The following is a 15722-nucleotide window of genomic DNA, read 5'->3' as shown; positions in this document are numbered from 1 at the left end:
GAAATGAACCAGCAAACAGTTAATGTAATCGGAGCAGGCCTTGCCGGAAGTGAAGCGGCATGGCAGCTTGCAAAACGAGGAATTCAAGTGAAACTATATGAAATGCGGCCCGTCAGGCAGACGGCAGCCCATCATACTGATAAATTCGCCGAACTGGTATGCAGCAACTCCCTCCGTTCAAATACACTCGCCAATGCGGTAGGCGTATTAAAAGAAGAAATGCGGGCCCTTGACTCGGCAATCATTCAATCTGCTGATAAATGCTCGGTTCCGGCCGGGGGAGCGCTTGCCGTTGACCGTCATGAATTTGCGCAAAGCGTGACGGATCTCGTGAAAAACCATCCGAACGTAACGGTTCTTACTGAGGAAGTAACAGAGATTCCGGAAGGCCCGACTGTTATCGCGACCGGACCGCTTACGTCAGAATCGCTTTCACAGCAGCTGAAAGAGCTCACGGGAGAAGAGTATCTGTATTTTTATGACGCGGCGGCGCCGATTGTCGAAAAAGACAGCCTCGATATGGAGAAAGTGTACTTAAAATCCCGTTATGACAAGGGAGAAGCGGCGTACTTAAACTGCCCGATGACAGAGGAAGAGTTCGACCGTTTCTATGAAGCATTGACGACGGCTGAGACGGTACCTTTAAAAGAATTCGAGAAAGAAATCTTCTTTGAAGGCTGCATGCCGATTGAAGTCATGGCGAAAAGAGGCAAGAAAACAATGCTGTTCGGACCGATGAAACCGGTCGGACTGGAAGATCCGAAAACAGGCAAGCGCCCTTATGCAGTCGTTCAGCTCAGACAGGATGATGCGGCGGGAACGCTTTATAATATTGTAGGTTTTCAGACACATTTAAAATGGGGAGACCAAAAAGAAGTGCTTAAACTGATCCCCGGTCTTGAAAATGTTGATATCGTCAGATACGGCGTCATGCACAGAAACACATTTATCAACTCGCCGAGCCTTTTGAACCCGACATATCAATTTAAACAGCGGAACGATCTGTTTTTCGCGGGCCAAATGACCGGCGTAGAGGGTTATGTTGAATCTGCCGCTTCAGGTCTTGTAGCGGGAATCAATGCCGCCAAACTTGTGCTCGGTCAGGATCTTGTGACATTCCCGCAGGAGACGGCGATCGGAAGCATGGCTCACTACATTACGACGACAAATCAGAAGAACTTCCAGCCGATGAATGCAAACTTCGGCCTCTTAAAAGAATTGCCTGTAAAAATTAAAAACAAAAAAGAACGAAATGAAGAATACGCTAAACGCGCAATTGAGACTATTCAAACTATTTCGAAAACGATATAGCTTTTCATTGCAACTTCGATGCATTATATGATACCATTTAAAAGCCCTTCGGAGAGGGAGGTCTTCATAATGACTGAGAATGTTAACTTTTTTTTAAAGTTATTCGTTGAATATTTACAAATTGAAAAAAATTATTCACAATATACTATTGTGAATTATGTTAATTCGATTGAAGAATTTGGGATGTTTCTGCATGCTCAAAATATAAATGGAATGAAAGAAGCTGCATATCATGATGTGAGAATATTTTTGACGGAGGCTTATGAAAAAGGCCTGTCAAGAAAAACAATCAGCAAGAAAATTTCAGCTTTGAGAAGCTTCTATAAATTTTTAATGAGGGAAAAGCTTGTTGAAGAGAATCCGTTTCAGCTTGTTCATCTGCCGAAACAAGAGAAACGGATTCCGAAGTTTCTTTATGAAAAAGAACTTGAGGAACTATTCGCTGTTTCAGACAGAAGTCAGCCGTCAGGGATGCGCGATCAGGCCCTGCTTGAGCTTCTTTATGCGACCGGAATGAGGGTCAGTGAGTGCTGTACACTCACTGTCGGAGATCTTGACCTGTTCATGGATACGGTGCTCGTTCACGGGAAAGGCAAGAAGCAGCGCTATATCCCGTTCGGCTCATATGCCCGTGATGCGCTGGAGCTGTATATCAACAGCGGAAGGCAGTGCCTGCTTGAAAAAGCAAAAGAGCCTCATGATGTGCTGTTTGTCAATCAAAGAGGCGGCCCGCTGACCGCCAGAGGAATCAGGTATATTTTAAGCGGGCTTGTAAAAAAAGCATCTGGCACTTTACATATACACCCGCATATGCTTCGGCACACGTTTGCGACTCATCTGCTGAATGAAGGGGCTGATTTAAGAAGCGTCCAGGAGCTTTTGGGCCATTCCAATCTGTCTTCTACGCAGATATACACACATGTATCGAAGGAAATGCTGAGAAACACATATATGTCCCACCACCCGAGAGCTTTTAAAGAAAATTAAAAGGAGGCCCTTCTCATGTCATCTTTTCATGCGACAACGATTTTTGCCGTCCAGCATAACGGGAAAAGCGCTATGTCAGGAGACGGCCAGGTCACATTCGGTCAGGCTGTAGTCATGAAACATACCGCGAGAAAAGTGAGAAAGCTGTTTAACGGAAAGGTTCTGGCCGGATTTGCGGGATCTGTTGCAGACGCTTTCACACTTTTTGAAATGTTTGAGGCGAAGCTTGAAGAATACAACGGCAATTTAAAACGTGCGTCGGTTGAGCTTGCGAAAGAATGGCGCAGCGATAAAGTGCTGCGCAAGCTGGAAGCCATGCTGATTGTCATGAACCAGGATACCTTGCTTCTCGTATCGGGAACAGGTGAAGTGATTGAGCCGGATGACGGCATTTTGGCAATCGGCTCCGGCGGAAACTACGCCCTGTCAGCAGGAAGAGCGCTGAAAACCTATGCCGGAGAGAATCTGTCCGCCAAAGATATTGCAAAAGCCGCTTTGAAAATCGCGGGCGAGATTTGTGTGTACACAAACGATCAGATCATTTTGGAAGAACTTGAATAGAAAGGACTTGAGGCGCATGGAAAACAAACCGTTAACACCGAGACAAATCGTAGATCGGTTGGATCAATACATTGTAGGACAGCAGGATGCGAAAAAAGCTGTCGCCGTGGCATTAAGAAACCGCTATCGCAGAAGTCTTCTTGATGAAAAACTGAGAGACGAGATCGTCCCCAAAAACATCCTGATGATGGGCCCGACCGGGGTGGGGAAAACAGAGATCGCCAGACGGATCGCCAAGCTTACCGGTGCGCCATTTATAAAAATTGAAGCGACAAAATTTACAGAAGTCGGCTATGTAGGCAGAGATGTCGAATCAATGGTCAGAGACCTCGTTGAGACATCCGTGCGGCTCATTAAAGAAGAAAAAATCAGCGAAGTGAAAGAACAGGCTGAAGAAAATGCAAACAAACGTATAGTGCGGCTTCTCGTTCCGGGAAAGAAAAAACAAGCGGGTGTGAAAAATCCGTTTGAAATGCTTTTCGGAGGAAGCCAGGCGGCAAATGATGATGAAGCCGACCAGCAGGAAGAAGCAAGCCTTGAAGAGAAAAGAAAGCGCATGGCGCATCAGCTCGCATTGGGAGAGCTCGAAGACCATTACGTCTCCGTAGAGGTGGAAGAGCAGCAGCCGTCGATGTTTGACATGCTGCAAGGCTCCGGGATGGAGCAGATGGGCATGAATATGCAGGATGCGCTGAGCAATCTGGTGCCAAAAAAGAAAAAACGCCGCAAAATGACGGTCAGAGAAGCAAGGAAGGTTCTGACCAATGAAGAGGCAGGCAAATTAATCGATATGGATGAAGTCGGCCAAGAGGCCGTGTTAAGAGCTGAAGAGGGCGGCATTATCTTTATTGACGAAATAGATAAAATCGCAAAAAACGGAGGGGCTTCTTCCTCAGCAGATGTATCGAGAGAAGGCGTTCAAAGAGATATCCTTCCGATTGTCGAAGGATCTACCGTCGTCACGAAATACGGCTCCGTCAAAACAGATCACGTGCTGTTTATCGCAGCCGGGGCATTCCATATGGCCAAACCGTCTGACCTGATTCCGGAGCTGCAGGGCCGCTTTCCGATTCGTGTAGAATTGAGCAAGCTGACGGTAGATGATTTTGTGAAAATTCTCGTCGAACCCGATAACGCGCTGTTAAAACAATATCAGGCTTTATTGCAGACAGAAGGTATATCTCTTGAATTTTCTGACGAAGCTATTCGTAAGATCGCCGAAGTGGCTTATCATGTGAATCAGGATACGGACAACATCGGAGCGAGAAGGCTTCACACGATATTGGAACGTCTCTTGGAAGACCTGTCGTTTGAAGCGCCGGACGTGACGATGGAAAAAGTCGCCATCACGCCGCAATACGTTGAAGAAAAGCTCGGAACGATTGCAAACAACAAAGATCTAAGTCAATTTATATTGTGAAAATTTAATAAGAGGAATTCTAGGAGGATTATTTATCATGGCTTTACTACAAAAAACACGAATTATTAACAGCATGCTGCAGGCTGCGGCAGGCAAACCCGTAAACTTTAAAGAAATGGCTGAAACGCTTCGTGACGTCATTGATTCTAATATTTTCGTCGTCAGCCGCAGAGGAAAGCTTTTGGGCTACTCTATTAATCAGCAGATTGAAAATGACCGCATGAAAAAAATGCTTGAAGACCGCCAGTTCCCGGAAGAGTACACGAGAAATCTGTTCAATGTTCCGGAGACGTCTTCAAACCTTGATATCAACAGCGAATACACGGCGTTTCCTGTAGAAAACAGAGACCTGTTCCAAGCGGGCTTAACAACGATCGTGCCGATCATCGGCGGAGGAGAGAGACTGGGCACGCTCATTCTGTCCCGTCTGCAGGATCAATTTGAAGATGATGATCTCATTCTTGCTGAATACGGAGCAACCGTTGTAGGAATGGAGATTTTAAGAGAAAAAGCGGAAGAAATCGAAGAAGAGGCGCGAAGCAAAGCGGTTGTTCAAATGGCGATCAGTTCTCTGTCTTACAGTGAACTTGAAGCGATTGAGCATATCTTTGAAGAGCTTGACGGAAACGAAGGCTTGCTTGTGGCAAGTAAGATTGCGGACCGTGTCGGCATTACGCGTTCAGTAATCGTTAACGCGCTGAGAAAGCTGGAAAGCGCAGGCGTCATTGAATCCAGATCACTGGGAATGAAGGGGACGTACATTAAAGTTCTGAACAACAAATTCCTTATTGAATTGGAAAACCTTAAATCTCATTAAGACAAAAGCAGGATCCCTAAAAATGGGGGTTCTGCTTTTTTTATGGACAATAGGTGAAAAGTTGCAGTTTAAAGTTGCTTATTGGAATCTGATCTGAGATAATCCATCTTGCTGTGTGAAAAAAGGAGGAAGAAACAGAAATTCTGCTATTTTCAGTCTTATATTAAACAAATCCTTGTAGTACAAATATTCTAGGACTTAATACCTACATGCAAAATAGATATAATTGAGCACTTTTTTTTAGCCTAACTTCATAGACTTTAAGCCTGTTATTTCTTACAATAAGCATATGGTTTTACAATTCTCGACAAGGATTTTTAGGAGAAAAATATCTGAAATGGAGGTAAGTGGATTTGGACTTATTTTCTGGAACTATACAAAATCTTGAGAATGCCTTGGGGAGAGCGGACATTAAGCAAAAAGTCTTAACTAATAATATCGCCAATATAGATACACCGAACTATAAGGCAAAAAAAGTCTCTTTCCGAAATTTGTTAGATCAGGAAACATCCAATCTTGAGGCTGTAAAAACCGACTATCGGCACGTTGACTTTACGGGTTCGGGGGACGATTATTCTATCGTGTCCAGCAGTGATACATCGTACCAGCAAAACGGAAACAATGTCGATATCGACAAAGAAATGACAGATTTAGCCGAAAACCAAATTAATTATCAGGCTTTGGTTGAAAGAATGAGCGGCAAATTCAATTCTCTGAAAACCGTCTTGACAGGAGGAAAATAATGAGTGGCTTTCAAAGCTTAAATATTTCGGGTTCCGCTTTAACTGCACAGCGTGTCCGGATGGACGTCGTATCGTCCAACCTGGCCAATATGGATACAACGAGAGCGAAGCAGGTAAATGGCGAATGGGTGCCTTACAGAAGAAAGCTGGTATCTCTCCAATCCGGAGGCGAATCATTTTCGTCCCTTTTACATTCCAAGATGAACGGAACAGGAAGCGCGGGAAGTGGCGTAAAGGTATCTGGTGTTACGGAAGACCCGTCCGCTTTTAATCTCGTTTATGATCCGGAGAATCCTGATGCGAATAAAGACGGATATGTACAAAAACCAAATGTAGATCCATTAAAGGAAATGGTGGATCTTGTCAGCAGCTCGAGATCATACGAAGCAAACGTAACTGCATTAAACGCCTCCAAAGGCATGCTTTTGAAGGCGTTAGAAATCGGAAAGTAAGGTGATGTAAGTGGTTAACGCTATTACTCCTTTTCAGCTTCAACAAACCCAAAATACTCAAAACGTAACGAATCAATTAAACCAAACTCAAAAAACTGATTCTTCAAACCAAACAAGCTTTTCGGAGCTTTTAAAAAACTCTATTGATTCGTTAAATGAGTCACAAGTGAAATCTGACCAAATAACGAACGAACTGGCTGCAGGAAAGGATGTAAACCTTGACGAGGTCATGATCGCTGCCCAAAAAGCAAATATTTCTCTGACGGCCGCTACCGAATTCCGCAATAAAGCCGTGGAAGCCTATCAGGAAATCATGAGAATGCAGATGTAGTGGTCAGATTGAAGAGAATGACTGGAATGACCGGGGGTTAACATGAATCGTACTCTAATGCAAATGAAAACCAAAACGGCAGCGTTTTGGAACAACAGATCAAAAACACAGAAGATACTCATGGTAAGCGGCTTGGCCGCATTCATTATTTTACTCATCGTCGTTATTATTTTTACTTCGTCTGAAAAGATGGTGCCTCTTTATAAAGATTTGTCCGCGGAAGAAGCGGGGAAGATTAAAGAAGAGCTCGATACGAAAAAGGTGTCTTCTGAACTTGCTGACGGCGGCACGGTCATTAAGGTTCCTGAGAGCCAAGTGGATTCGCTTAAAGTCCAGCTTGCCGCGGAAGGCCTGCCGAAAACGGGATCAATTGATTATTCGTTTTTCGGACAAAATGCGGGCTTCGGCCTGACGGATAATGAGTTTGACGTTTTAAAGGTTGAGGCGACTCAGACCGAATTGTCAAACCTGATAAATGAAATGGACGGTATTAAAAGCTCGAAGGTCATGATCAACATGCCGAAAGAAGCCGTGTTCATCGGTGAAGATCAGCCGGCAGCGTCCGCTTCAATCGTTTTGCAGATGAAACCGGGCTACTCGGTTGATCAAAACCAGATCAACGGGCTGTACCATCTCGTTTCTAAAAGTGTTCCGAACTTAAAAGAAGATAATATCGTCATAATGGATCAAAATTCTACATATTATGACAAAAGTGACAGCGGTGCAGGGTCCGTTTCTGACAGTTATGCTTCTCAGCAAGGTATTAAGTCGCAGGTCGAAAAGGACATTCAAAAACATGTTCAGTCACTGCTCGGCACAATGATGGGGCAGGATAAGGTCGTTGTTTCCGTGACGGCGGATGTTGACTTCACGAAGGAAAAACGCACTGAAGACACTGTCGAACCTGTCGATAAAGATAACATGGAAGGCATAGCGGTAAGCGCCGAAAAAGTTGCGGAAACGTATAAAGGCGACGGCGCGGCCAACGGCGGCACGGCCGGAACGGGAAGCAATGACACCGCGAACTATGCCGAGACAAACGGCGGTTCAAACAGCGGGGACTACGAAAAAAGCAGCAATAAAATCAACTATGAAGTCAACCGCATTCATAAAGAAATCGCTGAAAGCCCGTATAAAGTGCGTGATTTAGGCATTCAGGTCATGGTGGAGCCGCCTAATCCGAAAAATGCCGCTTCCTTATCAGCACAGAGACAGGCTGATATACAGAAGATTTTAGGAACGGTCGTCAGAACGTCTCTTGATAAAAACGAAACGCAAAATCAAAACCTGACAGACAATGATATCAACAATAAAATCGTTGTATCCGTTCAGCCGTTTGAAGGAAAAACAAGCCTGAACACAGATTCGGCACAATCTTCAGGTCTTCCGATCTGGGTATACATTACAGGCGGCGTACTACTTGCGGCCATTATTCTGCTTATTATTCTCCTCATCAGAAAGAAACGCTCACAAGAGGATGAATACGAAGAATATGAATATGAAACACCGCCCGAGCCGGTTCGATTGCCTGATATCAACGAAGAGAAAATTGAAACGGAAGAAACAGTCAGACGAAAACAGCTTGAAAAAATGGCTAAAGAAAAACCGGAAGACTTTGCTAAATTGCTTCGAAGCTGGCTGGACGAGGATTAGGGGGAGTGGAAAATGGCGAAACGTGATCAGAACAAGCTTACAGGAAAACAAAAAGCAGCCATCCTCATGATTTCCTTAGGCCTTGATGTATCAGCTTCTGTGTACAAGCATTTGTCTGAAGAAGAAATTGAAAGATTGACACTCGAGATTTCGGGGGTCAGAAGCGTCGATCATCAAAGAAAAGATGAAATCATTGAAGAATTTCATAATATCGCAATCGCTCAGGACTATATTTCACAAGGCGGTTTAAATTACGCCCGCCAAGTGCTTGAAAAAGCGCTCGGAGAAGACAAAGCGGTAAGCATTTTAAACAGGCTCACCTCTTCTTTGCAGGTAAAGCCGTTTGATTTCGCGAGAAAAGCGGAGCCCGAACAGATTTTAAATTTCATTCAGCAGGAACATCCGCAAACGATGGCGCTGATTTTATCCTACCTTGACCCGGTGCAGGCCGGACAGATTTTGTCTGAGCTGAACCCGGACGTTCAGGCTGAGGTGGCAAGAAGGATTGCGGTTATGGACAGAACGTCTCCTGAAATCATAAATGAAGTGGAGCGGGTCCTTGAACAAAAGCTGTCCTCCTCCTTTACGCAGGATTATACGCAGACCGGCGGCATAGAAGCCGTTGTTGAAGTGTTAAACGGCGTAGACAGAGGAACGGAAAAAACGATCCTTGATTCATTGGAAATCCAAGATCCTGAATTGGCGGATGAAATCAAAAAACGGATGTTTGTCTTTGAAGATATTGTCACCCTTGATAACCGTGCGATTCAGCGCGTGATCAGAGATGTTGAAAACGACGACCTCCTGCTTTCATTGAAGGTTGCGAGCGAGGAAGTCAAAGAGATCGTCTTCAGCAATATGTCACAGCGTATGGTTGAAACGTTTAAAGAGGAAATGGAAATTATGGGGCCTGTGCGTTTGCGTGATGTAGAAGAGGCGCAATCAAGAATCGTGGGCGTCGTCCGCAAGCTGGAAGAAGCCGGAGAAATTGTAATCGCGCGAGGCGGAGGAGACGATATTATTGTCTAATATCATTAAACAGCAATCACCATTTTCTCCTGAACAAAAACGGCGCAAGCTTTCCTTGCAGGAAGTCAGGAAATCACATTCCCATCCAGACCGGGAGGAACCCGAAAATCCGGAGGCTCTCATGGCCTTTGCCAAGGCCGAAGCCGACAGGGTGTCTGAAGAAGCGAAAAATCAATTAGAGCACACTCTTCTGCAGATTGAAGAAGAGAAAAACCGCTGGGCGGAAGAAAAACAAAGATTGATAGAAGAAGCAAAGGCAGAAGGATATGAAGAAGGCATGGCATTGGGAAAAGCCGAGGCTCAAGCTGAATACGCCAATCTCATCAGCCGGGCCAATGCCGTTATGGAAATGGCGAGACAGTCAGTCGAGGAAAAACTGGAAAGCGCTGAGGAAGAGATTATTGAGCTTTCCGTTGCGCTCGCTAAAAAAGTATGGCGGCAAAAAAGTGATGATAAAGAGGCTTTCCTTCTGCTGGTCAAACAGGTAGTAGCCGAAGTAAAAGATTATGATGACATCTCCATCTATGTGGACCCTGAATATTATGAGACGGTTCATCAGCATATGGACGAAATTCAGCAGCTGTTATACAAAGAATGCAGAATAAGCTTATATGCCGATGAAAAAGCCGCAAAGGGAACGTGCTCGATAGAAACTCCGTTCGGACGTGTTGATGCAGGCATAGACACCCAGCTGATGCAATTAAAGCAAAAACTTTTAACGGCGCTTGAGGCGGGAGCGGAGCAATGAAGACACAGTATTTAATAGACTCAATTGAAACAGCGGATCCGTACAAACGCTACGGCAAGGTTAAACGGGTCATCGGGCTGATGATTGAATCAAAAGGGCCCGAAAGCTCAATCGGAGATGTTTGTCTCATTTATCCGAAAGGCCATGCGAGAAAAGCGATTAAAGCTGAGGTTGTAGGCTTCCAAGATGAAAACATTCTGTTAATGCCTTATCTGGAAGCGGCCAGCATCGCGCCGGGCAGCATTGTGGAGGCCACTGGCGAGTCGCTCCGCATCAAAGTAGGCGCGGGTTTAATCGGACAAGTTGTCGACGCGTTCGGCGAGCCTCTTGACGGCCGGGCGCTTCCGAAAGGTTTGTCCCCCGTTTCGACGGAACAGCCGCCGCCAAACCCGATGAAACGCCCGCCGATACGGGAAAAGATGGGTGTCGGCGTCAGATCGATTGACAGTCTGCTGACGGTAGGAAAAGGGCAGAGAATCGGGATTTTTGCCGGAAGCGGAGTCGGAAAAAGCACCCTGATGGGAATGATCGCGAAGCAGACTGAAGCTGATTTAAACATTATTGCACTCGTCGGTGAACGGGGGCGCGAGGTGCGTGAATTCATCGAGAAGGATTTAGGCGAAGAAGGCCTGAAACGCTCGATAGTCGTAGTCGCGACCTCTGATCAGCCTGCCTTAATGCGTTTGAAAGCGGCGTATACGGCCACCGCCATTGCGGAGTACTTCCGCGATAAAGGCCGGAATGTGATGTTCATGATGGACTCCGTCACGAGGGTCGCGATGGCTCAGCGGGAAATCGGCCTGGCAGCGGGAGAACCTCCGACAACAAAAGGATATACACCTTCTGTGTTCGCTATTTTGCCCCGTTTGCTGGAAAGAACGGGCGCGAATGAACAAGGAACGGTAACCGCTTTTTATACGGTTCTCGTAGACGGAGATGACATGAACGAACCGATTGCCGATACGGTGCGCGGAATATTAGACGGGCATATCGTTCTCGATCGGGCGCTTGCCAACAAAGGGCAGTTCCCGGCCGTGAACATCCTGAAAAGCATCAGCAGGGTCATGTCTAATATTTCAGACACAGCGCATATAGAGGCGGCCAACAAATTCCGCGATCTTCTGTCAACTTATCAAAACTCTGAAGATCTCATTAATATCGGAGCTTACAAAAGAGGGTCATCTAGAGAAATTGATGAAGCGATTCAGTTTTATCCGCAGCTTATTCAATTTTTAAAACAAGGAACGGAAGAACCTGCTCAATTGGAAGACAGCATTGCGGCATTGACGAGTCTGACAGGAAAAGAGGAATAAACATCGTGGCATACCAATTCAGATTTCAAAAGCTGCTGGAATTAAAAGAAAATGAAAAAGACCAAACATTGACTGAATACAGACAATCGGTTTCTGAATTTGAGACAGTGGCTGAAAAACTATATGAAAATATGAGCAAAAAAGAATTGCTCGAAAAAGACAAAGAATCAAAGCTGAAATGCGGGATGAGCGTTCAGGAAATGAGACATTATCAGCAATTCGTTTCCAATCTTGAGAACACCATCTATCATTATCAAAAGCTTGTCATCATGAAACGAAATGAAATGAATGAGAAGCAGGAACAGCTCACCGAAAAAAACATTGAAGTAAAGAAATTTGAAAAAATGCGGGAAAAACAATTTAATATGTTCGCACTTGAAGACAAAGCTGCAGAGATGAGGGAAATGGACGACATTTCAATCAAGCAGTTTATGATTCAGGGGCATTAGGAGCGAATGAAATGGCCGATAAAGAAAAGAGATCTGGAAAGTTCGGTTCAATCCTGCTTTTTATCATGATCCCGCTGATTTTTCTGATCATCGTCGCAAGCATCATCCTTTGGGCTGCCGGCGTTGATGTGATGAAGCCGATTCAGGAAACAGCCGCTAAAACGCCTGTTTTAAAAGAATTGGTTCCCGAAACGAAAGAAATGAAAAGCGCGGCGGAAAAGCAGAAGGAAGACAGAACGGCTTCTCTTGAAAAGACCATAAAGGAACAAAAAAGTGAAATTAACATTTTGAATAAAGATTTAGACACAAGCAAGTCCGAAATCGATAATCTGAATCAGAAAATCCGTTCACTGAAACAGGAAGCTGAACAGCAGCAGAAAACGAAGACGGATGAAACGAAAAAAGACGCTGCGGATTCAGCCGGAAAAGATAAAATGATCAACATCTATAAAAGTATGGACAGCGGTAAAGCGGCAAGCATTATCGTAAAGCTGAAAGAAAAAGAAGCCCTCGATATTTTAAACGGATTAAGTAAAAAGCAGCTTGCTGAAATCTTTACGAAAATGACTCCTGAACAAGCGGCTAAATATACAGAAAAACTATCCGCTGACGGAAATAAGGAGTGATGTAAGTTGAAGCTGCTTGAATTAACGGGTAATCGTACGCAGACTGTGCAAAACAGCAATGTGAAGATGAATGTAAACAGCTTAGGTCTATTTCAGAACTGGCTCCTGTCGGAAATCACTTCTCCCCGGCAGCCCGGAGATGAAACAAAAACAAGTGACGCAGAGCTGAATGATGCCCTATCGAAAATCGGTGATTGGCTGAAAGCCGGCCCGGAAGATAAAGAATTGCAGCTAAAACAGCTGCTTGAGGCGGTAAAAGCTCTTGAAGGAAAGCAGACGGCTGAAACAGCTCTTCCTTTATTGAAACAGCTTGCCGAATCTGTTGAAGACATGTTAGCGGGCAAACAGCATGGGGCGAAGCCTGAAACGGATGAGCCGGATTCTTCCGCAAAAGACGGGGATTCCGTCAAGGATGCGCTTGAGAAGGGCCTGCTTTTCATTCAAGAAGCCGTATCCCAGCTCTTCACATCTCAGCAGGAACTGCCGGACAGCGCGCAGGCAAAGGCGGTTTACCAGGAAGGCGCCCGTTTATTAGAGGCATTGAAAAAACAAGGTGTCCCAGACCGCGTGATTCAAGACCTGCGGCAGACATTTTTTCCGAAAAACGAATCTGCATCTAAACTTTACTCCATGACAGCCGCTGAGCTGAAGAGCTTTCAAAGCGTCGCGGAGCAGCTTGCGGGCCTTTCTCAAAAGGGAACAAAGGAATGGGATATGGCTGAAACTGAGCTGAAAGCTTTTGTGTTATCTCAATCATCTGAATCATCCCAAGAGTCAGCCGGGAAAACAGAACAGCAAAACGGCGGCACGGTTACTCACGCAAAGGCGCCTGACAGCAAATTGTCTGCACCTATACTGTTTTCGGGAACGAGAAGCCTTGCCGGCATTCAGCAAACGTCCGCAGGAGCTGAACAGCAGCCGACAGAAAATAAACCGTTAACGGATCAGGTCATCAGCGGCTGGAAACAGATGAAATACACGCCTTTCGGGAAAACAACCGGAAGCTTTACGATTCGTCTTAATCCCGAGAACCTCGGATTTGTCACAATTAAGGTGACAAACGAAAACGGGATGTTTCAAAGCAAAATAATCGCATCCAGCCAGTCCGCGAAAGAGCTGCTGGAACAGCATCTTCCTCAGCTGAAACAGTCGCTTCCGAATATGGCGGTCCAAGTCGACCGTTTTACAGTCCCCCTTCAAAGCGGGGATCAGCAGCCTGTTTACGGGCAGACGGCCGATCACAATAAACAGCAGCATCAGGGACAGAGAGAGCAGAAGAACCAGCAGCAGTCAGGCGATTTCGGAGATATGCTGGAGGAGCTTTCTCTCAATGAAATGGAGGAAGAATAGTTGACATCAGTAAACTCGGATTATGCCGCGGCGGGCGCTTCAACCACTTCAAGCGCGAAGAGCACCTCCGCAGTAAACAGCAGCACGAATTTAGGGAAAGACGAATTTCTGAAGATCTTAATGACACAGGTTCAAAACCAGGACCCGCTCAATCCGGTTGATGACAAAGAATTCATCAGCCAGATGGCGACATTTTCTTCATTGGAGCAAATGATGAATATGAATACGACGATGACTAAATTTGTAGAAAATCAAGATCCGTTTACGATGTATGTGAACTGGATCGGCAAAAATGTTACATTCAGCGACAGCGACGGGAAGGATCAGACAAGCCCAGTCAATTCAGTCAAGCATTCAAACGGCAATTACGTGCTCGTGCTTGAAAATGGCAAAGAGGTCAGTCCGTGGAATGTCACGGCCGTCAGCGAAACATCTAAATAATAAGAAACTCAGGGGGAATTTAACATGTTACGTTCATTATATTCCGGTATCAGCGGCATGAAAAACTTTCAGACAAAACTAGATGTAATCGGCAATAACATCGCCAACGTCAACACAGTGGGATTTAAGAAAAGCCGCGTTACATTTAAAGATATGATCAGCCAGACAGTCGCCGGCGGTTCAAACGTGACCAATTCAAAACAAATCGGCTTGGGTGCCGCGACTTCTTCCATTGATGTTGTTCATTCAACCGGCGCCCCGCAGGCTACACAGAATAAAACCGACCTAGCCATTGACGGAGACGGCTACTTTCAGATTAATACAGGTGCGGGAATTGTTTACACACGTGCGGGGAATTTCGGAAAGGACAATCAAGGGAACCTTGTTACGACTGACGGGTACTACCTTGAAAAAATCGGCGGCGGCAAAATCAATATTCCGACTGATGCGAAAGATTACAGCATCGGTGCAGACGGAACCGTTACATACACTGATGCAGGGGATGAGGTTCATGATGCCGGACAAATCGGTCTGGTCACGTTCCCTAACAGCGCCGGTCTGGAAAAAATCGGAGGCAACCTTTACAGAGAATCATTAAGTTCAGGAGCTGCAAGCGCAGTCACCACTCCGGGCGAAAACGGAACGGGTAAGCTTTTGGCAGGCTATCTTGAAATGTCAAACGTAGATCTGACAGATGAATTTACCGAAATGATCGTTGCTCAGCGCGGTTTCCAATCAAACTCAAAAATCATTACGACTTCAGATGAAATCCTTCAGGAGCTGGTTAATCTGAAACGGTAAGGAGGGAGGAGAGGCGGTTAGGCCGCTTCTCCGGATTGCATGATTCAAGTCACCCGTTTAAACGGCCAGCCTTTTACGCTGAACGCGCTGTTTATCGAACAGATTGAGTGCTTCCCCGACACGACGATTACACTGTCCAACGGCAAAAAGTTCGTAGTGAAAGAACCGGAAGAAGCAGTTCTCAAAAAAGTCATATCGTTTTACCATAGCATACAAATATTTTCACTGGATCAGGGAATAGAGGAAGAAGAATGAAGAAAAAATTAGTCATCATTTTGCTGATTATTTTAATTGTCATCGCCGGCCTCGGAACGGCAGCATATTTTGTCGTCAGCGGACATTCCGGCAAAGACAAAAAGCCGACAATTGACGAAGTCGTTGCAGCCACTGTGTCTGTCGACGATATTACGACAAACTTAAAGTCTGACAGCATCATCCGTATCGGCATCAAGCTTGAAACCGACTCGGCTAAAGCGAAGGAAGAACTTGAAAAACGCGATTTTCAGGTGAAAGACAACATCATTTCCATTTTAGCCGGCACAAGCGCCGGAGAGATTGAGGGAGATAAAGGAAGAGAAGCGTTTAAACAATCATTAAAAGAGAAAGTAAACAGCTATCTCCAGGAAGGAAAAGTTCAGAAAGTGTACATTACCTCCTTTAATCTGCAATAAAAACAAATTTGACAGAATA

Annotated in this window: 19 protein-coding genes; all 19 read left to right on the top strand. The window is 45.3% G+C overall.

From position 1 onward, the window contains the following. Positions 1–3 precede the first annotated feature (3 nt). Positions 4–1311, top strand: a complete 1308-nt coding sequence (gene trmFO, locus AC3WTF_RS01230; protein WP_012117550.1) for an FADH(2)-oxidizing methylenetetrahydrofolate--tRNA-(uracil(54)-C(5))-methyltransferase TrmFO — start codon at positions 4–6, stop codon at positions 1309–1311. A gap of 69 nt (positions 1312–1380) precedes the next feature. Then, positions 1381–2298, top strand: coding sequence for a tyrosine recombinase XerC (gene xerC, locus AC3WTF_RS01225; RefSeq protein ID WP_007409774.1), 918 nt, complete (start codon positions 1381–1383; stop codon positions 2296–2298). 15 nt (positions 2299–2313) lie between these two features. Then, complete coding sequence (gene hslV, locus AC3WTF_RS01220) at positions 2314–2859, top strand: ATP-dependent protease subunit HslV (RefSeq protein ID WP_003154267.1); 546 nt, start codon at positions 2314–2316, stop codon at positions 2857–2859. Positions 2860–2875: 16 nt separating this feature from the next. Next, positions 2876–4279, top strand: a complete 1404-nt coding sequence (hslU, locus tag AC3WTF_RS01215; protein ID WP_007611413.1) for an ATP-dependent protease ATPase subunit HslU — start codon at positions 2876–2878, stop codon at positions 4277–4279. Positions 4280–4316: 37 nt separating this feature from the next. Then, complete coding sequence (gene codY / locus AC3WTF_RS01210; protein ID WP_003154263.1) at positions 4317–5096, top strand: GTP-sensing pleiotropic transcriptional regulator CodY; 780 nt, start codon at positions 4317–4319, stop codon at positions 5094–5096. Positions 5097–5449: 353 nt separating this feature from the next. Continuing rightward, positions 5450–5839, top strand: a complete 390-nt coding sequence (gene flgB / locus AC3WTF_RS01205; RefSeq protein ID WP_003154260.1) for a flagellar basal body rod protein FlgB — start codon at positions 5450–5452, stop codon at positions 5837–5839. Beyond that, on the top strand, positions 5839–6291 hold the full coding sequence (gene flgC / locus AC3WTF_RS01200) for a flagellar basal body rod protein FlgC (protein ID WP_007409776.1): 453 nt from the start codon (positions 5839–5841) through the stop codon (positions 6289–6291). Before flgB ends, flgC begins: the two co-directional genes overlap by 1 nt. A gap of 10 nt (positions 6292–6301) precedes the next feature. After that, on the top strand, positions 6302–6622 hold the full coding sequence (fliE, locus tag AC3WTF_RS01195) for a flagellar hook-basal body complex protein FliE (protein ID WP_007409777.1): 321 nt from the start codon (positions 6302–6304) through the stop codon (positions 6620–6622). 42 nt (positions 6623–6664) lie between these two features. After that, the gene (fliF, locus tag AC3WTF_RS01190; protein WP_047935711.1) at positions 6665–8275 is read left to right on the top strand and encodes a flagellar basal-body MS-ring/collar protein FliF; all 1611 of its coding nucleotides are present in this window, start codon (positions 6665–6667) and stop codon (positions 8273–8275) included. A 12-nt stretch (positions 8276–8287) separates the two neighbouring features. Next, the gene (fliG, locus tag AC3WTF_RS01185) at positions 8288–9304 is read left to right on the top strand and encodes a flagellar motor switch protein FliG (protein ID WP_003154256.1); all 1017 of its coding nucleotides are present in this window, start codon (positions 8288–8290) and stop codon (positions 9302–9304) included. Further along, complete coding sequence (gene fliH / locus AC3WTF_RS01180) at positions 9297–10052, top strand: flagellar assembly protein FliH (RefSeq protein ID WP_047935713.1); 756 nt, start codon at positions 9297–9299, stop codon at positions 10050–10052. Before fliG ends, fliH begins: the two co-directional genes overlap by 8 nt. Next, positions 10049–11365, top strand: coding sequence for a flagellar protein export ATPase FliI (fliI, locus tag AC3WTF_RS01175; protein ID WP_032871477.1), 1317 nt, complete (start codon positions 10049–10051; stop codon positions 11363–11365). Before fliH ends, fliI begins: the two co-directional genes overlap by 4 nt. A 5-nt stretch (positions 11366–11370) precedes the next feature. Further along, a complete protein-coding gene (fliJ, locus tag AC3WTF_RS01170; RefSeq protein WP_003154253.1) occupies positions 11371–11814 on the top strand; it encodes a flagellar export protein FliJ in 444 nt (147 codons plus the stop codon). Between the two features lie 11 nt (positions 11815–11825). After that, positions 11826–12440: a MotE family protein gene (locus AC3WTF_RS01165; protein WP_020955820.1), complete on the top strand. Its 615-nt coding sequence runs from the start codon at positions 11826–11828 to the stop codon at positions 12438–12440. 6 nt (positions 12441–12446) lie between these two features. Then, entirely contained in the window at positions 12447–13790 is a 1344-nt protein-coding gene (locus AC3WTF_RS01160) for a flagellar hook-length control protein FliK (protein ID WP_492314159.1), read from the top strand. Next, on the top strand, positions 13791–14231 hold the full coding sequence (gene flgD, locus AC3WTF_RS01155; RefSeq protein WP_007409782.1) for a flagellar hook assembly protein FlgD: 441 nt from the start codon (positions 13791–13793) through the stop codon (positions 14229–14231). Between the two features lie 24 nt (positions 14232–14255). Then, positions 14256–15032: a flagellar basal body rod protein FlgG gene (flgG, locus tag AC3WTF_RS01150; protein ID WP_007409783.1), complete on the top strand. Its 777-nt coding sequence runs from the start codon at positions 14256–14258 to the stop codon at positions 15030–15032. Positions 15033–15071: 39 nt separating this feature from the next. Then, positions 15072–15287, top strand: a complete 216-nt coding sequence (swrD, locus tag AC3WTF_RS01145) for a swarming motility protein SwrD (RefSeq protein WP_003154243.1) — start codon at positions 15072–15074, stop codon at positions 15285–15287. After that, positions 15284–15703, top strand: a complete 420-nt coding sequence (gene fliL / locus AC3WTF_RS01140) for a flagellar basal body-associated protein FliL (RefSeq protein WP_007409784.1) — start codon at positions 15284–15286, stop codon at positions 15701–15703. The genes swrD and fliL overlap by 4 nt, the downstream gene beginning before the upstream one ends. Positions 15704–15722: the final 19 nt, after the last annotated feature.

Source organism: Bacillus sp. EB106-06-01-XG163 (assembly GCF_058791615.1).
The sequence above is the reverse complement of the archived record's forward strand: the minus strand, read 5'-3'. Positions and strand labels throughout refer to the sequence as shown.